Consider the following 24,075-nt stretch of genomic DNA (forward strand, 5'->3'; position numbering starts at 1 on the left):
ACCGTTAACTGACAGTGTCCGCCCTGGTGCCGACTCCTACTGATCGTCGTCGTCGTCCGCCAGATCCTGCTCGTCTTCGAACCATTCGTCGCCCGCGGTGTCACCCTCCGGCCGCTGCCGCCGCTCCTTGCGCGCCGCGAGCCGCTCCGCGGCGTTCGGACGGGTGATGTCGTCCTCCAGGCGCTCGTCGGTGAAGCGGTTGCCGGGGGTGAAGTCCTTGCCCGCGTAGATCGTCGGCTGCCAGTCGAACTCGCGCTCGCCGATCCGCACCGGGTCGCCGGGCGTCGCGCCGAGCTTGGCCAGCTTCTCCTCGACGCCCAGCCGCGCGAGCCGGTCGGCGAGGAAGCCCACCGCCTCGGCGTTGTCGAACATGGTCTGGCGCACCCAGCGCTCGGGCTTCATGCCACTGACCACCCATACGCCAGCACGGTCCTGCTTGATCTCGAACCCGGAGTCGTCGACGGCCTTCGGGCGCAGCACGATGCGGGTCGGCTCCAGCACCGGCGTGGCCGCCCGGTGCTCCTCGACCATGCGGGCCAGCGCGTACACCAGCTCCGTCAGCCCCTCCCGGGTCGCCGCGCTGACCTGGTAGATCGGCCAGCCGAACTTCTCCAGATCGGGGGTGGTGATGTCGGCGAGGTCCCGGCCGTCCGGCACGTCGATCTTGTTCAGCACGATGATCCGCGGCCGGTCCCCGAGCCCGCCGTACTGCGCCAGCTCCGACTCCAGGGCCTCGATGTCGGCCACCGGGTCGCGATCGGTCTCCAGGGTCGCGGTGTCCACCACGTGGGCGAGCACCGCGGTGCGCTCGATGTGGCGCAGGAACTCCAGCCCCAGGCCCTTGCCGGTGGCCGCGCCCGGGATCAGGCCGGGCACGTCGGCGACGGTGAACACGTGCTCGCCGGCCTGCACCACGCCCAGGTTCGGCACCAGCGTGGTGAACGGGTAGTCGGCGATCTTCGGCTTGGCCGCGGAGATCACCGAGATCAGCGAGGACTTGCCCGCGCTCGGAAAGCCCACCAGGCCCACGTCGGCGACGCTCTTGAGCTCCACGACCACTTCGAGCCGGTCGCCGGGCTCACCGAGTTCGGCGAAGCCGGGCGCCTTGCGCCGGGAACTGGCCAGCGAGGCGTTGCCGCGCCCGCCACGGCCGCCGCGGGCGATCTCCAGCGTGGTGCCCGGACCCACCAGGTCGGCGATGATCTGGCCGTCCAGCGTCTGCACGACAGTGCCCGAGGGCACCTTGAGCACCAGGTCGCCGCCGTTGGCGCCCTCCCGGTTGTTGCCCGAGCCGCCCTTGCCGTTGGTCGCCTTGATGTGCGGGTGGAAGTGGAAGTCCAGCAACGTGTGCACGTTTGGGTCGACCTCCATCAGGATGCCGCCACCGTGCCCGCCGTTACCGCCGTCCGGCCCCCCGAACGGCTTGAACTTCTCACGGTGGATGGACACGCAGCCGTGGCCGCCGTCACCCGCCTGCAGGTGCAGCACCACACGATCCACGAACGTAGCCACGTTCCATCCTCCACATACTTCTAAAACCAAAAACCAGCATATGCCCGCTTTCCACCCACCCCACCCGCTGCCGCAACTCTTAAAGAGTCGCGGCTACGAGGGTTCCGCAAAGCCGCATGTCTTTAAGAGTTGCGGCAGGGGTGGCGGTGGTTCGGGCGTGGACGCCCCCTGGGGCAGCGCGCGGCAGGGGGCGGGTGTTCCTGGTGGCGGGGGTTAGCCGCGTCTCAGTTCGAGGGGCGGGAATGGCAAAGGCGGGAGGGCGCTTCGCGCGCCCTCCCGCCTCAGACGATCTGTCAGGCCGAGACCGGAACGATGTTCACGGTCTTGCGGCCCCGCTTGAGACCGAACTGCACCGAGCCCGCGGCGAGCGCGAACAGCGTGTCGTCGCCGCCCCGGCCGACCAGGTCGCCCGGGTGGAACTTGGTGCCGCGCTGGCGGATGAGGATCTCGCCGGCGCTGACGACCTGACCGCCGAAGCGCTTCACGCCGAGGCGCTGAGCTGCGGAGTCGCGACCGTTGCGCGAGCTGGATGCACCCTTTTTATGTGCCATGTCGAGGCCTACTTCCCGCTCTTGATGCCGGTGACCTTGACCTGGGTCAGCGGCTGACGGTGACCCTGCCGCTTGTGGTAGCCGGTCTTGTTCTTGAACTTGTGGATCCGGATCTTCGGGCCCTTGGTGTGGGCCACGAGCTCTCCGGAAACAGAAACCTTGGCAAGCTTCGCCGCGTCGGTCACCAGGTCGCTGCCATCAACAAGCAGCACTGCGGACAGCGCCACCACGTCGCCGGGCGCGCCCGCGAGCTTCTCGACCTCGATCACGTCGCCCTCGGCGACCTTGTACTGCTTGCCGCCGGTCTTGACGATCGCGTACATGAGACGCGGACTCCTGTCGTAGGTGCTGGCGGTTGGTTCATCGACCCGCGTGGCGGGCCGAGTCTTCACTACTTGTTGCGCTCGGCACGTCCTGGCCGAAGACGGCCGGCACACACGCACGCATGCAGCGCCCTGTGATGGGCACCGTGGAGAAGACTACGTCATGCCCGACCCGATGCCCAAACCGGGCACCCCCTGGCCGGGTGCGCGGCGATCGCGATCACCGCGCACCCGGCCGGGTGAGTTTGGTCAGGCCTTGCAGAGCGTCTCGACCTTCTCGCCCGCCGAGGTGAACTCCGGCGAGGAGAGCGCGGCCTCGATCTTGGCAGCGTCACCGTTCGCGGCGACCACGGCCGTCGCGGCGGTCTGCAGCGCCTTGAGGTCGGACTCGACGGCCGCCTTCAGCTCGGCGTCGGCGATGGTGCTGACGTCCTTGCTGTACGCGGCCTGGAAGTCCGTGAGCAGCTTGGTGAGCTTCGGCACCGCGGCCTGCTGGGTGGCCGGGTTCATCATCTCCGGCAGGATGACCGCGCCCTGGGTCTTGAAGTCGTTGCCGGCCTTGGTGAGGTTGGCGCAGGCCGTCTTCTTGTCGACACCGGCCGGCGCGGCCGCGGAGGTCGCCGCCGCACCCGGGGTGGGCGTGCCGGTCGCCTCGGGCTGGGTGTCCGCGCACGCCGCGGCACCGAACAGGGCGAGGCCGAGGGTGGCGGTTGCCAGAATCCGTCGCATGTTCTTCCTTATCTATACGGGGGGACACGGATGCGCCGCCGTGCAGGCGGCACCCGCGTTTACTTCCTTATGACCAGGGATTCAGCTTCGTACACGCCGAACCCTCGTTTATGGCCACCGTGGCAGCCTAGTCACGGTGGCCGACAACGGCATCAGCAGCCTCAGGCCTGGCAGATCCGCGCCGTCCTGCCCGTCTCGAAATCCAGGGCGGTGCTCTCCAGAACCTCGATGATCTTGTTCAGATCGCCGTTCGCGGCCGCCACGGCCTGCCCGCCCGCCGCGACCATCGCGAGGTCCGCCTCGAGAGCGGCCTTCAGCTCGGCGTCGGCGGTGTCCGCCGAGATCTTCACCAGCTCGGCCCGGTACTCCTCGATCGCCTTGCCGAGCAGGGGGATCTGCTCCTTGGCCTTCGCCTCGTCGCCGAGCGCCGCACCGATGATCTTGCCGGTGGCGCCCAGCACGGCCAGTCCCTTCGGGCTGAAGGCCAGCTCGTTGAACGCGGCACACGTGCCGGCCTTGTCCTTCGTGCCGGTGGCCGCGGCCGGAGCGGCCGAGGAGGCAGCGGCTGACGCGGCGGCGGAAGACGGCGCAGCCGCGGACGGCGCGGGGTCTGCGGCGCACGCGGCCGCGCCGAGCAGGGACAGGCCGAGGACTGCGGTGGTGAGAACGCGACGCATGTGCGGAGAAGATTCCTTTGGTACGCAGTGGTGACGGCAGCGACGAAGCTGCCCCGGGGTCGGCGTGATCGCCCCGGGGCAGCTTAGGGAAGCCGGATGACGGCCGGATAACGGTGTCAGGGGCAGATCTTGGCCAAAGGCATGATCCAGGACAAGAGCACCGGCGTGAGCTTCGCCTCAAGCTCGGACAGTTTGCTGACACCCTCCAGGAACGCCAGGTCGACGCCGGACTGGCGGACGTTCGCCGCGACCTGGTCGAAGGCCGACTTGACCGCGGGGTCGGCGGCGACCGCGCCCACTCCCGCGATCTGGGTGTCCAGCGCGGTCAGCGCCTCGCGCAGCTTGGTCTCCGCGGCCTGGGTCTTGGCCGCGTCCTTGCCGGACCGGGCCGTCAGCACACCGCCGATCGCGGTGGCCAGGTCGGTGCGGGCCTTGCCGTTGAAGACCTTGTCGAACTCGGCGCAGACCGCCTTGGCCCCGGTCGAGCCGGTCGGCGCGGGGGCGGCGGCCGTGCCGGGCGACGACGCGGGGCCGGGTTCGTCGGCGCCGCACGCGCTCGCGCCGAGCAGTGCCGTAGCCACCAGGACGGCGGTCAGGAAACGTCGCATGGACAGGTGCCTCCTAGCGAGGGGTGGGGCAGGATCAGGCAGCCGGGCAGATGTCGTTCAGCGCCTCGTTGGCCGCCGTCAGATCCGCGCTGAACAGGATCTGCTGCATCTTCGAGGGGTCCTCGGCGAGCTTCTGCGGGTCGGTCAGCTGGGCCACCGCGGCGTCGAGCGCCTTGGCCAGATCGTCCAGCGCCTTGCGCAGCTTCGCGTCCGAGGTCTTCGCCGCCTCGGCCTTCACCGTGGTGGACAGCGCCACGTAGTCCTTGGACAGCTCGTCGAAGAAGACCTTGACCTTGTCCGGGTCGCTCAGCGACTCGCCCATCTGCTGCGCCTTGGTCACCAGCTTCGAGACGAACTTCTTGCTCTCGGCGATGACCGCGGCGCAGGTCGCCTTGGGGTCGGTGGTGCCGGTGGCCGCGCTGCCGGAAGCGCTCGGGGCGGCGGCGCTCGCACCGGGGCTCACCTCGGCGGAGGCTCCGGCGGACGGACCCGAGCCCGCGTTCGGCCGCACCGGGTCGCCCGAGCAGGCGGTGGCGGTCAGCAGCGCCGCGCTGAGCACGGCGGCGGCAAGGATGCGTCGCATGGGGTGTCCTCCAGGCTCTTCAGGGGTGCCGGACAGCAGGCTGCCCGGGGGATGGTGCACACATACCCCGGGCAGCTTACGCAAGTCCCCCGCCGACGCATCCGTCGCGAGCGATCTCCATGTCGGTTACGGGCGGGTACGCCGCCGTCCGCCGCGCCGGGTACGCCGCCTGGTGGGCGAGTCTCCGGTGTCGTCGCCGGGCTCGTCGCCCGCCTCGTCGTCGTCCTCGGCCGCCGCTGCCGCCCCGGCCGCCGTCTCGTACCGCGACAGGTCGTAACCCTCGGTGTCGAAGTACGCCGGTTCCGCGGCCTTCTGCTGCTTGGGCGCGGGCGGCGCCGCGGCCGCCTGCTTGACCTGCACCGGCGGCAGCTGGACCGGCGGTGCCGCCTGCTGCTGCGCCGGAGCCCGGCGCTCGGAGACGGGCTCGGTGTGGATGATGACCCCGCGGCCCTTGCAGTGCTCGCACGGCTCGCTGAACGCCTCCAGCAGGCCCGCCCCGATGCGCTTGCGCGTCATCTGGACCAGCCCGAGCGAGGTGATCTCGGTGACCTGGTGCTTGGTCCGGTCCCGGCCCAGGCACTCGGTCAGCCGGCGCAGCACCAGCTCGCGGTTGCTCTCCAGCACCATGTCGATGAAGTCGATCACCACGATGCCGCCGAGGTCGCGCAGCCGCAGCTGGCGCACGATCTCCTCGGCCGCCTCCAGGTTGTTGCGGGTGACCGTCTCCTCGAGGTTGCCGCCGACACCGGTGTACTTGCCGGTGTTGACGTCGACGACGGTCATCGCCTCGGTGCGGTCGAACACCAGGTGGCCGCCCGAGGGCAGGAACACCTTGCGGTCCAGGCCCTTGAGGATCTGCTCGTCGATGCGGTACGTCGCGAACACGTCCGAGACGCCGGTGTGCCGGTGTACCCGGTCCACCAGGTCGGGCGACACGTGCTCGAGGTAGTCCTGCACGGTCTCGTAGGCGTTGTCGCCCTGCACCACGAGTTCCTTGAAGTCCTCGTTGAACAGGTCGCGTACCACGCGCACGACCAGGTCGGGCTCGCCGTACAGCAGCGCGGGCGCGCCGCCGTCGGACGCCTTGGCCTGGATGTCCTCCCACTGCGACTGGAGCCGCAGCACGTCGCGCTCGAGGTCCTCCTCGGAGGCGCCCTCGGCGGCGGTGCGCACGATCACGCCCGCGCCCTCGGGGACCAGCTTCTTGAGGATGTCGCGCAGCCGCTTGCGCTCGACGTCGGACAGCTTGCGGCTGATGCCGGAGGCGTTGCCGTTGGGCACGTACACCAGGTGCCGGCCGGACAGCGCGACGTGGCTGGACAGCCGCGCGCCCTTGTGCCCGATCGGGTCCTTGGTCACCTGCACCAGCACGGAGTCGCCGGACTTCAGCGCCTGCTCGATGGAGCGCGCGCGCCCTTCGAGACCGGCCGCGTCCCAGTTGACCTCACCGGCGTACAGCACCGCGTTGCGGCCCCGGCCCAGGTCGACGAAGGCCGCCTCCATGCTCGGCAGCACGTTCTGGACCTTGCCCAGGTACACGTTGCCGACCATGGTGGCGGTGGCGGCGCGGGTGACGTAGTGCTCGACGAGCACCCCGTCCTCCATGACCGCGATCTGCGTACGGTCCGGGTTCTCCCGGATGACCATGACCCGGTCGACCGCCTCGCGGCGGGCCAGGAACTCCGACTCGGTCAGGATCGGCGGGCGGGTACGGCGCTGCTCGCGGCCGTCCCGGCGGCGCTGGCGCTTGGCCTCCAGCCGGGTCGACCCGGACACGCCCTGCACCTCGTCGCTGACGGCGCGCGGCTCGCGGATGCGCACCACGGTGTGCACGCCGTCCTCGGCCTCGGCACCCTCGTCCCCGGCGCCCTTGCGGCGACGGCGGCGGCGACGGCGGGTCAGCGGCTCGCCGTCGGCGTCCGTCTCCTCCTCGTCACCGGCCTCGACGGCCTCGGGCTGCTCGTCGTCACCGTTGTCGTCCGCGCCGCCCTTGCCCCGGCCACGGCCGCGACGGCCCCGGCGGCGGCGGGCGCGGCCGTTCTCCTCACCGTCGTCCTCGTCGGTCTCCTCGTCGGCGGCGAGGGGCTCGGCGGCCTCCGTCTCGACGACGGCGGCCTCCTCCTCGTCCCGGCCCCGGCGGCGCTTGCGGCGACGGCTGGTCTCGGCAGGCTCCGCCACCTCGGCGGGCTCCTCGACGACGGGACGCGCGGCGGCCACCGGACGCACCGGCGCGGCGGTCGCCTCGGGGGCCATGAACAGCACGGACGGGGGCAGTCGGCGCGGGGCTCCGCCCGCCTGCTCGGCGGCCTCGGCAGCGGCCTGCGCCGCCTCCTCGTCCTCTTCGACTTCCTCGGCGAGCGCGTCGGCCACGGTGGGCGCGACTTCGGCGACAGCGGGAAGTGCAGGGTCAATCGCGTCGTTTGCCACAGACTCGCCGGAGATGTCCGGCTCTGCGGCCTTCTTGCGGCGACGGGTCGCCTTCTTGACCGGCGCGGCCGCCTCGACGACCTCTCCGGCGACCTCGGCGACCGCGTCCGGCGCTTCGGCGGCGGCGTCCGGCGCCTCGGGGGCAGCGGCCGCCACGGCACGCTTGCGGGTGCGCCGCCGCGCGGGAGCGGCCTCCGGCTCCCCCGCCTCGGCAGGGGCCCCCTCAGCGGCCGGGACGTCAGCGGCTGACGGCTCCGCAGCGGCGGGCTGAGCCATCACGGGCTCTGGCGTCACCGCGGCGGGCTCGGGCGTCGCAGGCGCGCCCGTGACGGCGTCGCCGCCGGTGTTCCCGCCGGTCACGGCACTGGGCTGGTCAGCCGAGTCCGCGCTCGGCGGGTTCTGCGAAACGTTGTCGGCATTCTCGTGCCGATCTGCGGGCTCGTGGTCGAGCATCCGGACTGTTCTCCAGTTCTGGCGGTCCCGGGCGCGTAACAACGCAGCCACTCAGGAACACCGGTGTTTGCCGCCGGGGTCGCCCGTACAAGCGCCTACGAGGCGCCTGGACGGGCATCCGCCGAAGTCTGCCGAGAGCAGTGACCAGTCGGGTCAACGCTCGCCGATGGCGACGGGGTCGCGATCCGCGTCGAGCGGATCCACGATCTCCCCCTGGGGGGTCAGCGTGCCCTGTGCCAGCCGGGTCGCCCTGGCACTTTTCAGTGAATGGGGCGCCGACGGCTCCAGGTCCGCAACCACGCGCAGGCCGGACAGGACGTCATCGGGCCGTACGGAGGGAGTGACCTGCCGCACGACAAGGTCGAGTATCGCACACGGGACTGCCTCGACCACGCCAGGTGGTGAGGTCTGTGACGAGACGGCCTCGATCGACGCCACGGCGTCCCTGGTGTCGAAGGTGCGCCGACCCTGTTTGGTCATGCGCTCGACCAGCACCTCACTCTGCGCGACGAAGGCCGCCACGGCGGCGGCGAGCTGCTCGTCGCTCACCCCGGGCAGCTCGATGCGCCACAGCGAGGCGGTGATCCGGTCGGCCAGGCTGCCGGGCGCGACGGCCTCCACGGCCTCGACCACGTCCAGGCCGGGTGACAGCGCGGCGTCCAGCGCCTTGCACAGCTGCGCCGGGTCGACCCGCTCGCGCAGGCCGATCTCCAGGTACTCCGCCTCGGAGGCGACCCCGGTCGGCGCGGCGCTGGCGAAGGAGATCTTCGGGTGCGGGGTGAAGCCCTGCGAGAAGCCGATCGGGATACCCGCCCGGTGGATCGCCCGCTCGACGGCGCGGGCGAAGTCGCGGTGCGAGGTGAAACGCATCGGGCCGCGCTTGGTGTACCGCAGCCGGATGCGCTGCACGACGGGGGCCTGGCCACCCACCGGCTGGTTCTTGGTGCGTCCCACGTCAGGCCTCCGCGGGCACGCGCAGGCCGGTGTTGACCGGCGTGATGGGCAGCAGCTTCTGGCCGGTCGGCCCGATCTGGATGCTGGTGTCCATCGACGGGCACACACCGCAGTCGAAGCACGGCGTCCAGCGGCAGTCGTCCTGCTCGTACTCGGTGAGCGCGTCCTGCCAGTCCTGCCAGAGCCAGTCCTTGTCCAGGCCCGAGTCCAGGTGGTCCCAGGGCAGCACCTCGGACTGCTCGCGCTCGCGGACGGTGAACCAGTCCAGGTCCACGCCGAAGCCCGGCAGCACCGCCTCGGCGGCGTCGACCCAGCGGCGGTACGAGAAGTGCTCGCTCCAGCCGTCGAAGCGCTGGCCGTCCTCCCACACCTTGCGGATGACCGCGCCGACGCGGCGGTCACCGCGCGCCAGCAGGCCTTCGATCAGCGAGGGCTCGCCGTCGTGGTAGCGGAAGCCGATGGCCCGGCCCAGCGAGCGGTCCGAGTTGATCTCGTTCTTGAGGGCCCGGAGCCGCGCGTCGATGACCTCGGGGCGCTCCATCGGGGCCCACTGGAACGGGGTGTGCGGCTTGGGCACGAACCCGCCGATGGACACGGTGCAGCGGATGTCCTTGCTGCCGGTGGCCTGGCGGCCCGACTTGATGACGTTGTGCGCCAGCCGGGCGATCTGCAGCACGTCCTCGTCGGTCTCGGTGGGCAGGCCGCACATGAAGTACAGCTTCACCTGCCGCCAGCCGTTGGAGTACGCCGTGGTGACGGTGCGGATCAGGTCCTCCTCCGACACCATCTTGTTGATCACCTTGCGGATGCGCTCGGACCCGCCCTCGGGCGCGAACGTCAGACCGGTACGCCGCCCGTTGCGGGACAGCTCCTGCGCCAGGTCGATGTTGAACGCGTCCACCCGGGTGCTGGGCAGCGACAGCGACACGTTCGTGCCCTGGTACTGGTCGGCCAGCCCGGAGCAGATGTCGCCGATCTCGGAGTGGTCGGCGCTGGACAGCGACAGCAGGCCCACCTCGGTGAAGCCGGAGAACTCCAGCCCGTCGTGCACCATCTGCGCCACCGTGGTGATGGAGCGCTCGCGCACCGGACGGGTGATCATGCCCGCCTGGCAGAAGCGGCAGCCCCGGGTGCAGCCCCGGAAGATCTCCACGGCGAACCGCTCGTGCACCGTCTCGGCCAGCGGCACCAGCGGCTTCTTCGGGTACGGCCACGCGTCGAGGTCCATGGTGGTGCGCTTGTGCACCCGGAACGGCACGCCGGGCCGGTTGGGCACCACCCGCTGGATGCGGCCGTCGGGCAGGTAGTCCACGTCGTAGAAGCGCGGCACGTACACCGACTCGGTCTTGGCCAGGCGCAGCAGGATCTCGTCGCGGCCGCCGGGGCTGCCCTCGCGCTTCCACGCGGCGACGATGTCGGTGATCTCCAGCACCGACTCCTCGCCGTCGCCGAGCACGGCGGCGTCGATGAAGTCGGCGATCGGCTCCGGGTTGAACGCGGCGTGCCCGCCCGCGAGCACGATCGGGTGTGACTCGTCACGGTCGGCGGCCAGCAGCGGGATCTGCGCCAGGCTCAGTTCGGTGAGCATGTTGGTGTAGCCGAGCTCGGTCGAGAAGGACAGGCCGAACAGGTCGAAGTCGCCGACCGCGCGGTGGCTGTCGACGGTGAACTGCGGCACGCCGCGCTCCCGCATCAGCGCCTCAAGGTCCGGCCAGACGGCGTAGGTGCGCTCGGCGAGCACGTCCTCACGCTCGTTGAGCACCTCGTACAGGATCTGCACGCCCTGGTTGGGCAGGCCCACCTCGTACGCGTCCGGGTACGACAGCACCCAGCGGACCGTGGCCGACTCCCATGGTTTGACCACCGCTCCCAGCTCACCGCCGATGTACTGGATCGGCTTGCTGACAAGCGGCAGCAATTGCTCAAGCTGGGGAAAGACCGAGTCGCCACGCATGGGTATCAAGGGTACGCGGTCGCACGCGAGCACCGGACCTCGGGCGATTGCCCGCCCGTTGTCCGGTTGCCACCTGCGTGTCTACTTCTCCGCGTCGCCGGAACTGCGCTTGGGAGCGTAGCGGGAGACGTACTCCTGGCCGGTCAGCGCCTGGATGGCCATCATCACGGTGTCGGTGATCTCCCGGGCGGCGGTGCTGGCGGACTCGGCGTCCTTCCAGGCCCCGACCTCGATCGGCTTGCCGAACTTGACGGTGACCTGGCCCGGCTTCAGCGACGGGATCGCCTGGCCGATGGGCTGCACCTTCTCCGTGCCGATCATGCCGACCGGGATGATCGGCACGTCCGCGCCCAGCGCCAGCCGCGCCACGCCGGTCCGGCCCCGGTAGAGCCGCCCGTCCGGCGAGCGGGTGCCCTCGGGATACACGGCGACCAGGCCGCCCTCCTTGAGCACCGGGATCGCCGCGTCGAACGCGCTCAGCGCGGCCCGGCCGCCGGAGCGGTGCACCGGGATCGCGCCCAGGCCGCCCATCAGCGTACGGAAGAACAGGCCGCTCACCCCGGTGCCGACGAAGTAGTCCTCCTTGGCCCAGAAGGAGATGTGCCGCCCGACGGCGGAGCCGAGGAACAGCTCGTCGGCGACGGACAGATGGTTGCCCGCGAAGATCGCACCGCCCGTGGCGGGGATGTGCTCCGCGCCCTCGATCGTGGGACGCCAGCCGAGCTTGATCGCGGGCGCCACCGTCCACAATCCGACCGTATAGAGCACCGGCACTGTCTGCCTCCACAGGTGATGAGCTAGCCGGGCAGTGAACTTACCGTAGTCCTCTGAGCGGGCCCATACCCCCGGAACAGATCGTCTACGCGCCCGGAGTCTGAGATACTGCGCCGCCGTCACCGGCCGCACCTGAGATCGCTGACCAGGTCTTACACCGTGGCGCTGGACGAGCCGAGGCGCGGCCTGTGACATATCCGGCACGGGCCGCGCCTCGATCAGGAGTTACCGACGGTCGGGTTCGCTCAACTGCGGGTGACCGCCACCGACACGTTCTCGCCGTCGCCGGCCTCGCCGGTGAAGCCGCCGTCTACCGCGCCGAAGCTCACGCTGTCGGCCAGCGTCTCGGCGGCCAGGAACGCCTGGTGCGTACGCACCGCCGCCGCCACCTCGGCCGAGGCCTGCACGGTCAGCGCGATCCGGTCGGTGATGGCCAGATCCGCCTCCCGGCGGGCCTGCTGCACCACCCGGACCACGTCGCGGGCCAGGCCCTCGGCCTCCAGTTCCGCGGTGACCGCGGTGTCCAGCACGACGACTCCGGCGTCGCCGGGCAGCGCCGCGGAGTGCTCCACGTCGGCCGCGACCAGCTTCAGCTCATACTCGCCCTCCTGCAGCGTCACCCCGGCGGCGACCGGAGCGCCGTCGACCAGCGACCAGTCCCCCGTCTTCACCGCCTTGATGACCTGCTGCACCGAGCCGCCGACGCGCGGGCCGAGCACCCGCGGCACCACTGTGAGCACCTGCTCGCAGTGGCCGGTCAGGTCGTCGCTCAACTCCACCGACTTCACGTTGACCTCGTCGGCGATCAGCGCCGCGAAGTCGCGCAGCGCGGACGCGTCCGGCGTCGCCACGGTCAGCGAGGACAGCGGCAGCCGCACCCGCAGGCCCTTGGCCTTGCGCAGCGACAGCGCCGCCGAGCAGACCTCGCGCACCCGGTCCATGGTGGCGACCAGGTCGTGGTCGGCGGGCAGCGTCGCCGCGTCCGGCCAGTCGGCCAGGTGCGCCGAGCGCTGCCCGGTCAGCCCGCGCCAGATCTCCTCCGCGGTCAGCGGAGCCAGCGGCGCGACCACCCGGGCCAGCGTCTCCAGCACCGTGTACAGGGTGTCGAAGGCGTCGGCGTCACCGGCCCAGAAGCGGTCCCGGCTGCGGCGCACGTACCAGTTGGTCAGCGCGTCCAGGTAGGTCCGCACCCCGGCGCAGGCCGCCGAGAGGTCGTACGCGTCGAGCTGGGCCGTCGTGGTCTCCACCAGCTCCCGGGTCTTGGCCAGCACGTAGCGGTCGAGCACGTGCGTGGAGTCGGTCCGGGGCCGGGCGGTGTGCCCGGCGGCGTTGGCGTACAGCGTGAAGAAGTAGTAGGTGTTCCACAGCGGCAGCAGCACCTGGCGCACCGCGTCGCGGATGCCCGACTCGTTCACGGCCATGTCGCCGCCGCGCAGCACCGGGCTGCTCATCAGCATCCAGCGCATCGCGTCGGCGCCGTAACGGTCGAACATCTCGTAGACGTCGGGGTAGTTGCGCAGGCTCTTGGACATCTTGCGGCCGTCGCTGCCCTGCAGGATGCCGTGACTGACGCAGCTGCGGAACGCCGGCCGGTCGAACAGCGCGGTGGCCAGCACGTGCATGGTGTAGAACCAGCCGCGCGTCTGTCCGATGTACTCGACGATGAAGTCGCCCGGGTAGTGGTTCTCGAACCACCCGGTGTTCTCGAACGGGTAGTGCACCTGGGCGAACGGCATCGAGCCGGACTCGAACCAGCAGTCCAGCACCTCCGGCACCCGGCGCATGGTCGACTTGCCCGTCGGGTCGTCCGGGTTCGGCCGGGTCAGCTCGTCGACGTACGGGCGGTGCAGGTCGGTGACCTTCACGCCGAAGTCGGATTCGAGCTGCTCCAGTGAGCCGTACACGTCGGTGCGCGGGTAGTTCGGGTCGTCGGAGACCCACACCGGGATCGGCGAGCCCCAGAACCGGTTCCGGCTGATCGACCAGTCGCGGGCATTCGCCAGCCACTTGCCGAACGAGCCGTCCTTGACGTGCTCCGGGGTCCAGCTGATCTGCTGGTTCAGCTCCACCATGCGGTCGCGGAACGCGGTGACCTTCACGAACCAGCTCGACACCGCCTTGTAGACCAGCGGGGTGTCACACCGCCAGCAGTGCGGGTAGGAGTGCGTGTAGGTCTCGTGGCGCAGCACGACGCCGCGGTCCTTGAGTTCGCGGATGATCGCCTTGTTGGTGTCGAAGACCTGCTGTCCCTCGTACGCCGGTACCAGCGCGGTGAACCGCGCCCGCTCGTCGACGGTGACCACGGTCGGGATGCCCGCCGCGTTGCAGGTGTTCTGGTCGTCCTCACCGAACGCGGGCGCGAGGTGCACCACCCCGGTGCCGTCCTCGGTCGTCACGAACTCGGCCCCGAGCACCTGGTACGCGTTGTCCCCCGCGTGCTCCACCAGATACGGGAACAGCGGCGTGTACCGCTTGCCGACCAGGTCGGAGCCCTTGACGGTGCCGGTGCGCTCGTAACCTTCGAGCTCCTTGGCGTAGTAGTCCAGCCGCGCCGCGCCCAGGAGCAGCTTCTCGCCGTCCTTCTCCATCACCGCGTAGTCGATGTCGGGCCCGACGGCCAGCGCCAGGTTGCTCGGCAGCGTCCACGGCGTGGTGGTCCACACCGCGACCTGCTCGCCGCTGTCCAGCTGGAACTTGACGGCCAGCGTCGGGTCCTGCCGGTCCTTGTAGACGTCGTCCATCCGGGTCTCGGTGTTGGACAGCGGCGTCTCGCAGCGCCAGCAGTACGCCAGCACCCGGAAGCCCTCGTACACCAGGCCCTTGTCGTGCAGGGTCTTGAAGGCCCACATGACGCTTTCCATGTAGTCCAGGTCGAGGGTCTTGTAGTCGTTGGCGAAGTCGACCCAGCGCGCCTGCCGGGTGACGTACCGCTCCCAGTCGTTGGTGTAGCGCAGCACCGACGTGCGGCAGGCCTCGTTGAACTCGGCCAGGCCCATGTCGACGATCTCGGCCTTGGTGGTGATGCCGAGCTGCTTCTCCGCCTCGACCTCGGCGGGCATGCCGTGGGTGTCCCAGCCGAAGCGGCGCTCGACCCGCCGCCCGCGCATCGTCTGGTAGCGCGGCACCACGTCCTTGACGTAGCCGGTCAGCAGGTGGCCGTAGTGCGGCAGGCCGTTGGCGAACGGCGGGCCGTCGTAGAAGACGAACTCGTTCGACCCGTTCGCCCCGGCGTCGCGCTGCTCCACGCTGGCCACGAACGTCTTGTCGGCGGCCCAGTAGTCGAGCACGCGCCGTTCCAGGGCGGGCAGGTCCGGGCTGGCCAGCACACCATCGGCCGCCGCGTCATGCAATGGATAAGCCATCGCGGGCTCCTCGTCACACTCGTCACTGTCGTTTCACAGTGCGAGGACGAGCCGGATCGGCCCGCGGTACCACCTCGCTTGCCCGCCGCAGGTGCACGGCGGACCGCTCGTGTCGGCTGTGACGGGCCGTCCCGTCCGGTTCTACTGGGGCCGGTGCGGCCTGTTCTTCCGGAGGCTCGCCGGTGATGGCCGGGTCGATGCCTGTGCGGTCCAGGTTACCGCTGTGACCGCCCGGACCGTCCACCGGGTTTCGGGTGAGTCGCCCCACCGGGTCACGCCGGCTCTACCTCGCGTCGCCCCGGTAGCGGCCGCTGACGACCGTCCAGTCCAGGGTGCCCCGCACCGAACCGGCGACCCCGTCGAGGTGCGCGTGCACCGCCGGATCGAACTGCGTGCCGAAGGACGGCACCCGGGCCCGCAGCGGGGTGAAGCCGTCCATGCGCTGCTGCCACATCTCCACGGCCTCCTGCACCGACGCCTCGATCGACAGCTCGCGCTCGTGGGAGATCGCCAGCACCAGGTTGTGCCCGCCTGCGGTCGCGATGTCGCGGTCCAGTGAGTAGAGGTCGTTGAACCAGGACAGCAGGTCCGTCCCGGCCAGCCGCACCTCCCGCAACGTCGGGTGGTGGTAGATCGCGTCCGGCAGGTGGGTGCCCGTGGCCAGCTCGGTGAGCAGGTGCGAGATCTCCGCCGCGGACGCCGCCCGGCGCAGCTGGACGTACTCGCCGACACCCGGCAGGTGCCCGGCGGCCTTGTTCTCCGCCTCGGTGATCACCCCGTCGAGGTGCACCGCGACCGCGTCCACGAAGCGCCGCTGCCAGGCGTCGGGCATGCGCTCGCACAGCGCGGCCCAGATCTCGGTGAGCATCAGCCGCACCGTGCCCGCGAAGACCTCCGTCGGCCGGTCCGAGCCGTGCAGCAGGGCCAGCAGCTCGGTGACGAAGCGGCGCAGCCGGGGCGGCTCCGGGTGGGCGGTGCCGTCGCAGACGTCGTCGACCAGGTAGAACCAGGCGAAGATCATCGCCAGCAGGGCGAGGTCGTCCGGTCGCGCGTCCGGGAAGATCCGGCCCGCATGTCCGGCGTACGCCTCACCGGCCAGCCAGTTCTGTCCGTGCCCGTCGCTGATCAGGCCGCACTTGCGGGCCCAGCCGGTGAGGTCCTGCTCGGCGAGCGCCACGTGCGGCGACATGCGCGAGGTCAGCGGGCAGTCGACCGGGGGGATCGCGAACACGGCGGTCCTCCGTTCCGGGAGGCGGGGCACGGGGGCGTGAACGGTTCCGCACAGCGGCGACCGTCCCGTCACGATGAGTTCACGATCCATTACATAAGCGACGAAGATCGATGTCAATCCCCCTGGCGTGCCACCTCAGCGCCGGTACGGCTCCCGCATCGGCTTGCGTACCGCGTCCATCGCCGCCAGGTGCGCGTCCCGCGCCACACCGTCGATCAGGTACACCCGCGTGACCGCGTTGCCCTTCGCCTTCACCAGCCCGTTGCGCACCAGCGCCTGCACGTCCCGGATGGCCTGATCCCGGCTGAGCTCCTCATCCCCCTGGTACGTCGCCCGCCGCAACTCCCCCAGCGCCGCCGAGTACAGCGCCGACACGGTCCGCTCCGGCAGCCCTCGTTCGGCGGCCACGGCTTCGAGCGCCCGCCACAACACCACCGTGTAGTCGACCCGAGCCTGGACCGTCTGCGCCTGCTGGTGGTGCGCTGAGAGCACGAAGCGCAGCCAGGTGTGGCAGTCGGCCTCCGGCCGGAACATCTCACCCCGGCTCTGCAGCGCCTGGTAGTAGGCCAAGGTGTTGATCTCGTGCCCGAGCCATTCCTCGATCGAGGAGAATTCGGCCGCGAGCACTCCGTCGCGCGCGAGCACGAGCGTGTGCAGGCACCGAGACATGCGGCCGTTGCCGTCGCGCCACGGGTGAATCGACACCAGGTTGAGGTGCGCCATCGCTGCCCGGACCAGCGAAGGCTGATCCAGGTCCCCCGCGTTGAGCCAGTCGATCAGCTCATCCATGAGCTCTGGCACCAGCTCGGGGTCGGGCCCCGTGTAGACGGGCCGCAGCGGGTCGGAGCCGGTGACGAAGATGCCACCGGCGCGGTAGCGGCCGGGCCACTTCGACATGTTGTATTTAGTGATCATGAAGTGCAGCGCGGACAGCAGCGTGCGGTGGTACTCGAAGTCGGCGATGTGCGGAACCTGCTGCACGTAGGTCAACGCGTCGCGGTAACCGCGAATCGCCAGCTGGGTCTCGTCAGTCACGTCCACTGACATCGGTAGGCCCTCGACGACGGCGCGCGCGTCGGACATACCAATGGTGATCTTCTCGATGGTGTTCGAGCCCTGGATGGCCGCCGCAGTGAGCTGACGGCGGAGCTGGCCGGTCCAGTGGGGGCGGGCGCGGACTTGTAGTTGCAAGTCGGCGCGCATCTGATCGATCTCGCCCAGCACACGTAGGTCGTCGGCGTCCAGCTTTGGAGTCTGCAACAGCATCCTCCCATGCTACTAGCCCTGTAGCGCAGTAGCGCCACGTCGTGTATACGCAGGAACCCGACAGTGATCGACTCGCACCCGAGCCGGGCATCCGGACCTGGCCAGCCGGGCACCGACCGGCCGCCCCGCCGCAGCCTGGGTCGACGGCTGACCGTTCGGTGCCAGGGTCACGACCGGCGGCCTAGTGACCCGGACATGCGTGAACCGCCATCATGGCCGATGTTTGCATATGTGCTGCTGCGCGAGTACACATCGGATAGCGAGAGGCACCTGACGTGTCAGACCCCGACGAGAACCCCACCCCCACCCCTCCGCCCGCCGACGACAAGGGCACGGGCGGCGACTACCAGCCGGCACACGGGGCGGACGACAAGGACGACGACGACAAGGGCGGCCGCAAGCGCTGGCTGCTCCTGCTCCTCCTGCTGCTCCTGATCCTGCTCCTGCTGCTGTGCGGCGGATTCGCGTACATGAAGTGGTGGCAGAAGAAGGACGCGGACCCGGCGGCGTCGCCGTCCGTGGCCGCCACCGCCACCGTGGCCCCGCCCGCGGCCAGCCCGACCGGCGCGACGGACCCGAGCGCCGCGGCCAGCCCCGGCACCAGCGCGAGCCCCGGCACCGGCACCGGCGCGAGCCCCAGCGCGCCCGCCGCGTCGCCGAGTGCCGCACCGTCGCCGTCGCCGACCGCCGGACCGGTGCTGATCGCGGTGCCGAACGTGGTGGGCAAGAAGGCGACCGACGCCGAGAAGATCCTCGCCGACGCGGGCTTCACCAACGTGAAGTTCGTCGGCGGGAACGGCGAGCAGCTGACGCTGCTGGTCAGCTGGAAGGTCGTCAAGCAGTCCGTGAAGGCCGGCAGCAAGGTCGCCGCCGACACCGAGATCGTCCTCACCAACACCTCCGTCAGCAACGGCAAGGGCTGACCGCGCTGGAATAGGGCGCTTTCTCATCGCCATACGAGGCGGACCTGCATCCGCGCATTGCGCGGATGCAGGTCCAGCGGGTTCATCCGGCGAACGCGCGGAAGCGCTCCTGCGAGCGCATGACCTCTGCCTGGGCATCGGCGCGGCCCGCCCAGACGCCGCCCTCGGTGTCGGCGCTCTTTCCGGGTTCGAGGTCCTGGTAGACCTTGAAGAAATGCTCGATCTCAAGCTTGTGGAAGTGTTCCAGGTCGGTGATGTCGACCAGGTGAGCCAGGCGCGGGTCGGCGGTGGGGACACACAGCACTTTGAGGTCCGGCCCCTTCTCGTCGCGCATGCGGAACATACCGATCGCCCGGCACCGGATGACGCAGCCGGGAAAGGTCGGCTCCTGCACGAGCACCAGGGCGTCGAGGGGATCGGTGTCCTCGCCGAGACTCTGCTCGACGAAGCCGTAGTCAGCGGGATACTGCGTGGCGGTGAACAGGGTGCGATCCAGCCTGATACGGCCGGAGCGGCGGTCCATCACGTACTTGTTGCGAGTCCCCTTCGGGATCTCGACGGTGACGTCGAACACCATGCCCGCTGTCACCTCAACGGGCCCCGGCGAGGTCGGCCGAGACGTCGGGGGCGGTGCTGCCGCCTTCGTTGTCCCATGCCGCGCGGCGATCACCGTTGCCGCCGGTGGCCCGCTTCGCGGATCCGGGCGCCGCTGCCGCTGCGAGGATGTCCGGCGCGCGCATGGTGTTGGCCGGATCGGCCGCTCTGGCCAACGCGGTCTCGGCCGCGGCGGCAGTCGCGGCGGGCGGCACGACGAGCAGGTCGAGTTGGTCGTCTCGATCGGTGATGGCGATCGCCAGCGCACCGTTCTGGGAAGCGAACCAGCCCATGCGGACGGCACCGGTGCCAACCGCCAGCCGTCGGTCGCCGGAACCCCAGGTGGCGCTGCTGAGCATGACGTGCCGGATCCGGCCGTAGCGCTGGGCCAGCGCGAGGACCAGAGCAGGCACCTCCACGGAGGCATCCCATGAGCGAGGCCACCACCCGCCGTCCAGCACGGCCTGGCCGGCTCGCGTATCAGCGAGCACCAGCCGTGACGCGTCACGTGGGGAGGAGATGTCGGCGCTTGCGCCGGATGCAGTGGTCATGTTCGGGCCCTCGTCCAGGACCGTATGCCCGGATTACCCAGGCAGAGTCCCTGGTAGGAGAATTGATGCGGACGCGGCCACCGAGGTCCTGAGCGACAAGCCAAGCGTACGCCTAGGCGCGGGCACCGCATAGTCGCCGCTTACGCGTAGCGGGAAAACGCAGATGCACATCTCACGGCTGTTGGCCAGAATGCTGTCGCAGTTGCGGCTGATGGCATGACCCTGACCGCTGCTCGGCTGACCTACCGACCGCCCAGCGCCTGGAGTTCGCGGGCCTGGCTCACCAGGCGGCTCGCACCGCCGCGCCCGGCCAGCGCCGTGACCTCGGGCGGGAGTTGCCCGGCACCGCAGGCCCGGCCGCATCGGACGGCCAGCGCCATCAGGTCGGCCGTCGCCGGGCGCGCCTTGTCCAGCGTCACCAGCGGCACGAGCGCCGCCACGGCGAGTTGCCAGACCACGGCGACCGCACCCGCCTGCGCGGCCTCGTCGAGCGCGGACACGCAGCGGTTCACCTTGAGCACGCCTGCGGCCGCCAGTTCGCCCAGCTCCCGTCCGACCGCGGCCGCGTCGAGATCACCGGTCGCGGCCAGGCCCAGCAGCCCGTCGACGGCAGCGATCCGGTCGGCCGCGGAGCGCGCCGCCAGCCCGTACGCCAGGGCCAGGTGCACCGCCGGGCCCACCGGCCCACCGCACTCCGCCAGGTGGGCCAGCAGCAGTCCACCGCCATCGAGGTCCAGGTCGGCGTTCGCGGCGAGGATCGGCAGCGCCGAAGCGGCCACCACCTCCCGGTGCGACGGCAATGCGGCCGTCCACAGCTGCGGCTCCTCGATGTGCCCGGCCGCCAGCGTCGGCTGGTCGCCGCGGGCGATCGTCATCAGTTCCAGGGCGAGCGGACCGGCGTGCTCCGGTGGCTTGAGCGCCACCACCCGGCGCAGTGCCGGCTGGCGGTGCCAGGAGTAGTACGACGGCTGGGCGGTGGCGACCTGCTGCCGCCGCAGCGACACCGGATCGGGCACCGACCCGCTGAGCCACCGGGCGAAGGTCGCACCGGCCGGTGAACGCAGCCGCAGCGCCGCACTCACCACCTGCGGATCGGCCTCGCGGGGCAGCCGCAGCAGGGCCTGCTCGAAGTCCAGCGCCCATGGCTGCCACCCGTCTCGCTCGGCCTGCTCCAGCCGCCGCAGCAGTTCCGCGGCCTCCAGGCGGCCGTTGGCGTGGGTCGGCGTCGCCATGAGCAGCGGCACCGGCTGGCGGCTGAGCTGCACCGCCATCTCGTTGAGCCGGGCCGCGAGCACCATGTGCAGACCGGAGCCGTTGCCGCGCAGCTTCCGCAGCGTCTTGGGCTGGACCCCGGAATCGGCGCGGAAGAGGTTGTCGAGCCGCCGACGCCGGTCCGACCGTCCATCCACGACGGCAGCCACGCCCAGCATCCCGTGCAGCTGCTGCGCCAGCTCACCCCACCAGCGCTGCTCCGCGCCCAGCAGCGGGCGCACCGCAAGCGCCAGCGCCTGCGCGTCGTGCGCCCGCCAGTGCACGATCGCTGCCAGCACCCGTTCCACGGTCGGCACCGACCGGTCCCCCGCCAGCAGTGCAGACAGCTCCTCGGCCAGCTCCGCCACGCCGCCCAGTGGCGGTCCCAGCGGTGCGGGAACAGGAACCGGCAGCGCGGCGGGCACCGGATCGGCGGCGACCGGCACGGGATCCGCCAGCAGCGCGGCGATTTCCGCCGCGCGCTCCGGCCGCCGCCGCGCCACCTGCCGCAGCCAGGTCGTCTGCGCTTTGACCAGCGTTTTCTCCGGCCGGGCGAGGGCGATCTCCGCGACGTCGCGCAGCGTGTCCCAGGCCAGCAGCCCGGCCTCGTCCGCGCCGCGCAACGCCCTCAGCGCCGTGGCCGCGACCGTGGAGTTACCGGACTCCACCAGGCGCGTGTAGTCGCCGACCGCGGCCGCCGCCTCCGGCCCCGGCACCGCCAGCGCTTCGTGCATCCGGGTGTACGCGCGCAGCGCGCTCGGCCTGCCCCCGCGCAGCAGCCGGGACCGGCAGCCCTCGACGAGCTGCCCGCGCACGGTGGCGTCGCCCGCACCCAGGCGCAGCAGCGCGGGCACGAAGCCGCGGGCGTCGTCCTCGTACCGATAGTCCAGCCGCGGGCCGAGTCCGTCGTGGGTGAACATCATCGGGATCAGCACGGCCGTGTACGGGCTGGCCCGCAACGCGTCGTCGGCGTCGGGCGCGTCCCGCATGGCGTCGATCCACCCGCCCACGAACGCCTCACCGGTCGGCACGGCGCAGCCGCTCTCCCGGACCAGGGCGTCCACGAGCCGCCACTGGCCGGACCAGCCCCAGCCGTCGTCGAGGGGCAGCCGGTCGGCCATCAGCCGCGCGAGCTCGCCCACCCAGGGCACCTCCCGCAGGCGCAGCACCTCCAGCACGGGACCGGGCTGCGTCTCGCGCAGCGTCCACCGCATCTGGCCTCGGTTCAGCGCGACGCCGGCCTTCTTCGCGGTGGACGCGCAGCCCACCAGTGCGACGACCCGGGCCTGCGCCTGCCGCCGCCACGCGGACCAGTCGTCGGGCTGCTGCCGGGCGATGGCGGCCACGTCGGCGAACGCCGCCCGGCGCTGCTTCTCGTCGGCCCGGCGCAGCCAGCCGACGACGGCGGCGACGTCGCCCGTGTCCACGGCCCGCCGCAGCTCCTCCACGTCGCCCGCCGCCCTCACGCGGGCACGACCGAGGTCACCGCGATACGCACCGCGAGCTGGTGGCGGCAGGGTCCCCGGTCGCCCCGGTGTTTACCCCACCACTGGCAGGTGCATCCCGCCGGTGCGCCGTCGACCACGCGCACCTGGTAGACCCCCTCGGTCCCGCGTACCGACGCGACGTCGCCGGACACGGTGACCGCACCGGCGTCCAGCAGCGCCCGCGCCCCGGCCAGGCGGGGGTTGAGCTTGTCGGCGGCCGCGGTGCCGAACGGCATCACCCGGTGGAAGTAGGTCGCCTCGGCGACGTCGTAGCCGACCCGCCCGGCCGTGCCCAGCAGCGCCAGCCCGGCCCGGACCTGTGCCCCGGTCAGGCCGGTGGCGGTGGCCAGCGCGTCGGCGTCGAGGGTCGGCGCGAGCGCGAGCAGGTCGCTGATCCGGTCCGCCGCGTCGGCGGCGTCGTCGGAGGCCAGCGCGGACAGCACCGCGCCCTCGCCGGAGAAGCCACGGTACGGCTCCGGCGACAGCGTCAGCGACAGCCGCAGGGTCGGGGTCTCCAGTTCCCACACCGAGGCGACGGGGCCGCTGCCGGGGCGCACGGCCGGGCCGTACACGGTGAGGTTGCCCGCGTGCCGCAGCAGCCCGCGCAGCGCGCCGAGCCGGTCCGTGCCCGCCAGGCAGATCGCCCCGGCCACGGGCCGGGCGGTCAGCCGCAGGCCCTGCCCGGCGGGCACCACCCACAGCGTGTCGCGGCCCTTGGGCAGGCGGCGCAGGAACTCGGCGGCCGCGGCGGCGGTGATCCGCACCCGCGGCTCCATGCCCGCGGTGACCGCGTGCACCTGGGCGAAGCCGCGCAGCCAGCGGCCGGGCAGCGGCACCTTGCGCTCGACGACGCTGCCGTCCATCGTGGACACGGTCAGATCCTGCGGGCCCACGGCCAGGTGCAGCGGGTCCAGACCGCCGACGCGGGCGAGCGCCAGCTGCAGCGGCACGTTGACGTCGACGTTGGTGGTGCCGTGCTCGGGGCGCTCACCGTCCAGGCCGGAGGGCAGCACGTCCATCCGGGCGTACACGCCGCAGCAGCCACTGAACGACTCGAAGCGCAGCATGTCCTCGCTGCCGGTGACCACCGGGTCGAGGCTGGCCCAGTCGACGCGCTGGTGGTAGCGGGCGCGGGCGACCTCGGCGACGGCCAGCAGGCCGATCGCGACGGTCTGCGGGGTGGTCATGAACCCGTCGAAGAACCGGGGGTGCGTGCCGCACCCGCCGGACGTCTGCAACGCGAGACCCTCCGCGGTCAGCGCGGAGGGTCCGGAGTACGCATAGGTGGCAACCGACATGGCGGCCACCGTAGGGACGGGCTACGACAGTTCGGGGAACCAGAGCTTGATCTCGCGCTCGGCGGACTCGGCCGAGTCGGACGCGTGCACCAGGTTCTCCCGGTTGGACAGGGAGAGGTCGCCGCGGATGGTGCCCGCGGCCGCGGCCCGGCCGTCGGTCGCGCCGACCAGCAGGCGGATCACCGCGATGGCCTCGTCGCCCGCGATGATCGCGGCCACCAGCGGACCGCTGGTCATGAATGCCTTGAGCGGCGGGTAGAACGCCTTCTCCACGTGCTCGGCGTAGTGCGCGTCGGCCAGATCCGCGTCCATCGTGCGCAGCACGAGCGCGTCGACGGCGAGCCCCTTGCGCTCGAACCGCGCGATGATCTCCCCGACCAGGCCACGACGCACCGCGTCCGGCTTGATCAGCACGAGCGAACGTTCCGCCACGAACTTCCTCCTTGAAGGCGACACATGTCCCCACCTGCGGCAACACGAGGTGGGCTCATCAGCCTACCGAACTGCACTTTCCTCGATCGACGGACCCGCCTAAGGTCATGGATTGAAGACACAGCGTTGCGGGGA

General features: G+C 71.1%; 20 protein-coding genes. 1 reads left to right on the forward strand and 19 read right to left on the reverse strand.

The window, feature by feature from the left end:
- Positions 1-36: 36 nt before the first annotated feature.
- From obgE to HAV40_RS27950, 14 genes are all read right to left on the reverse strand, one after another.
- Positions 37-1,512 carry a GTPase ObgE gene (gene obgE, locus HAV40_RS27885; protein ID WP_166386368.1) on the reverse strand — a complete coding sequence of 492 codons (1,476 nt, stop codon included), beginning with the start codon at positions 1,510-1,512 and terminating at the stop codon, positions 37-39.
- Positions 1,513-1,805: 293 nt separating this feature from the next.
- Positions 1,806-2,063, reverse strand: a complete 258-nt coding sequence (rpmA, locus tag HAV40_RS27890) for a 50S ribosomal protein L27 (protein WP_120316522.1) — start codon at positions 2,061-2,063, stop codon at positions 1,806-1,808.
- An 8-nt stretch (positions 2,064-2,071) separates the two neighbouring features.
- On the reverse strand, positions 2,072-2,386 hold the full coding sequence (rplU, locus tag HAV40_RS27895) for a 50S ribosomal protein L21 (RefSeq protein WP_120316523.1): 315 nt from the start codon (positions 2,384-2,386) through the stop codon (positions 2,072-2,074).
- Between the two features lie 249 nt (positions 2,387-2,635).
- Positions 2,636-3,115, reverse strand: coding sequence for a hypothetical protein (locus HAV40_RS27900; RefSeq protein ID WP_166386370.1), 480 nt, complete (start codon positions 3,113-3,115; stop codon positions 2,636-2,638).
- A gap of 161 nt (positions 3,116-3,276) precedes the next feature.
- On the reverse strand, positions 3,277-3,792 hold the full coding sequence (locus HAV40_RS27905) for a hypothetical protein (protein WP_166386372.1): 516 nt from the start codon (positions 3,790-3,792) through the stop codon (positions 3,277-3,279).
- Between the two features lie 116 nt (positions 3,793-3,908).
- Positions 3,909-4,400: a hypothetical protein gene (locus HAV40_RS27910; RefSeq protein WP_166386374.1), complete on the reverse strand. Its 492-nt coding sequence runs from the start codon at positions 4,398-4,400 to the stop codon at positions 3,909-3,911.
- A gap of 34 nt (positions 4,401-4,434) precedes the next feature.
- A complete protein-coding gene (locus tag HAV40_RS27915) occupies positions 4,435-4,983 on the reverse strand; it encodes a glutathione S-transferase family protein (protein ID WP_166386376.1) in 549 nt (182 codons plus the stop codon).
- Between the two features lie 126 nt (positions 4,984-5,109).
- On the reverse strand, positions 5,110-7,863 hold the full coding sequence (locus tag HAV40_RS27920; protein ID WP_166386378.1) for an Rne/Rng family ribonuclease: 2,754 nt from the start codon (positions 7,861-7,863) through the stop codon (positions 5,110-5,112).
- A gap of 153 nt (positions 7,864-8,016) precedes the next feature.
- Positions 8,017-8,772: a TIGR03936 family radical SAM-associated protein gene (locus tag HAV40_RS27925; protein ID WP_166386448.1), complete on the reverse strand. Its 756-nt coding sequence runs from the start codon at positions 8,770-8,772 to the stop codon at positions 8,017-8,019.
- 46 nt (positions 8,773-8,818) lie between these two features.
- On the reverse strand, positions 8,819-10,771 hold the full coding sequence (locus HAV40_RS27930; RefSeq protein WP_166386380.1) for a TIGR03960 family B12-binding radical SAM protein: 1,953 nt from the start codon (positions 10,769-10,771) through the stop codon (positions 8,819-8,821).
- Between the two features lie 81 nt (positions 10,772-10,852).
- Complete coding sequence (locus HAV40_RS27935) at positions 10,853-11,545, reverse strand: lysophospholipid acyltransferase family protein (RefSeq protein WP_166386382.1); 693 nt, start codon at positions 11,543-11,545, stop codon at positions 10,853-10,855.
- Between the two features lie 245 nt (positions 11,546-11,790).
- A complete protein-coding gene (gene ileS, locus HAV40_RS27940) occupies positions 11,791-14,907 on the reverse strand; it encodes an isoleucine--tRNA ligase (protein ID WP_166386384.1) in 3,117 nt (1,038 codons plus the stop codon).
- Positions 14,908-15,190: 283 nt separating this feature from the next.
- Positions 15,191-16,138, reverse strand: a complete 948-nt coding sequence (locus tag HAV40_RS27945; protein WP_166386386.1) for a terpene synthase family protein — start codon at positions 16,136-16,138, stop codon at positions 15,191-15,193.
- 135 nt (positions 16,139-16,273) lie between these two features.
- Positions 16,274-17,404 (reverse strand): Fic family protein, encoded by a 1,131-nt coding sequence (locus HAV40_RS27950; protein ID WP_166386388.1) that lies wholly within the window; start codon positions 17,402-17,404, stop codon positions 16,274-16,276.
- 275 nt (positions 17,405-17,679) lie between these two features.
- Here HAV40_RS27950 and HAV40_RS27955 point away from each other — a divergent pair, with 275 nt between their 5' ends.
- Positions 17,680-18,327 carry a PASTA domain-containing protein gene (locus HAV40_RS27955; RefSeq protein WP_166386390.1) on the forward strand — a complete coding sequence of 216 codons (648 nt, stop codon included), beginning with the start codon at positions 17,680-17,682 and terminating at the stop codon, positions 18,325-18,327.
- Between the two features lie 82 nt (positions 18,328-18,409).
- On the opposite strand, the gene HAV40_RS27960 is transcribed toward HAV40_RS27955, so the two are convergent.
- The 5 genes from HAV40_RS27960 to ndk form a co-directional block, all read right to left on the reverse strand.
- A complete protein-coding gene (locus HAV40_RS27960) occupies positions 18,410-18,904 on the reverse strand; it encodes an inorganic diphosphatase (protein ID WP_166386392.1) in 495 nt (164 codons plus the stop codon).
- A 13-nt stretch (positions 18,905-18,917) separates the two neighbouring features.
- On the reverse strand, positions 18,918-19,472 hold the full coding sequence (locus HAV40_RS27965) for a DUF5994 family protein (RefSeq protein ID WP_166386394.1): 555 nt from the start codon (positions 19,470-19,472) through the stop codon (positions 18,918-18,920).
- Positions 19,473-19,714: 242 nt separating this feature from the next.
- The gene (locus tag HAV40_RS27970; protein WP_166386396.1) at positions 19,715-22,189 is read right to left on the reverse strand and encodes a DUF7824 domain-containing protein; all 2,475 of its coding nucleotides are present in this window, start codon (positions 22,187-22,189) and stop codon (positions 19,715-19,717) included.
- Positions 22,186-23,508, reverse strand: coding sequence for an SWIM zinc finger family protein (locus HAV40_RS27975; RefSeq protein WP_166386398.1), 1,323 nt, complete (start codon positions 23,506-23,508; stop codon positions 22,186-22,188). The genes HAV40_RS27970 and HAV40_RS27975 overlap by 4 nt, the downstream gene beginning before the upstream one ends.
- 21 nt (positions 23,509-23,529) lie before the next feature.
- Positions 23,530-23,940: a nucleoside-diphosphate kinase gene (ndk, locus tag HAV40_RS27980; RefSeq protein WP_166386400.1), complete on the reverse strand. Its 411-nt coding sequence runs from the start codon at positions 23,938-23,940 to the stop codon at positions 23,530-23,532.
- Positions 23,941-24,075: the final 135 nt, after the last annotated feature.

The sequence above is a fragment of the Catellatospora methionotrophica genome (genome assembly GCF_011297335.1).
Lineage (GTDB): Bacteria > Actinomycetota > Actinomycetes > Mycobacteriales > Micromonosporaceae > Catellatospora > Catellatospora methionotrophica.

Bases quoted from the DNA above. Each gene is read 5' to 3' on its own strand.
- rpmA (WP_120316522.1), bottom strand. From the start codon at position 2,063: ATGGCACATAAAAAGGGTGCATCCAGCTCGCGCAACGGTCGCGACTCC.
- rplU (WP_120316523.1), bottom strand. From the start codon at position 2,386: ATGTACGCGATCGTCAAGACCGGCGGCAAGCAGTACAAGGTCGCCGAG.
- HAV40_RS27900 (WP_166386370.1), bottom strand. From the start codon at position 3,115: ATGCGACGGATTCTGGCAACCGCCACCCTCGGCCTCGCCCTGTTCGGT.
- HAV40_RS27905 (WP_166386372.1), bottom strand. From the start codon at position 3,792: ATGCGTCGCGTTCTCACCACCGCAGTCCTCGGCCTGTCCCTGCTCGGC.
- HAV40_RS27910 (WP_166386374.1), bottom strand. From the start codon at position 4,400: ATGCGACGTTTCCTGACCGCCGTCCTGGTGGCTACGGCACTGCTCGGC.
- HAV40_RS27915 (WP_166386376.1), bottom strand. From the start codon at position 4,983: ATGCGACGCATCCTTGCCGCCGCCGTGCTCAGCGCGGCGCTGCTGACC.
- HAV40_RS27920 (WP_166386378.1), bottom strand. From the start codon at position 7,863: ATGCTCGACCACGAGCCCGCAGATCGGCACGAGAATGCCGACAACGTT.
- HAV40_RS27930 (WP_166386380.1), bottom strand. From the start codon at position 10,771: ATGCGTGGCGACTCGGTCTTTCCCCAGCTTGAGCAATTGCTGCCGCTT.
- ileS (WP_166386384.1), bottom strand. From the start codon at position 14,907: ATGGCTTATCCATTGCATGACGCGGCGGCCGATGGTGTGCTGGCCAGC.
- HAV40_RS27950 (WP_166386388.1), bottom strand. From the start codon at position 17,404: ATGCTGTTGCAGACTCCAAAGCTGGACGCCGACGACCTACGTGTGCTG.
- HAV40_RS27960 (WP_166386392.1), bottom strand. From the start codon at position 18,904: ATGGTGTTCGACGTCACCGTCGAGATCCCGAAGGGGACTCGCAACAAG.
- HAV40_RS27965 (WP_166386394.1), bottom strand. From the start codon at position 19,472: ATGACCACTGCATCCGGCGCAAGCGCCGACATCTCCTCCCCACGTGAC.
- HAV40_RS27975 (WP_166386398.1), bottom strand. From the start codon at position 23,508: ATGTCGGTTGCCACCTATGCGTACTCCGGACCCTCCGCGCTGACCGCG.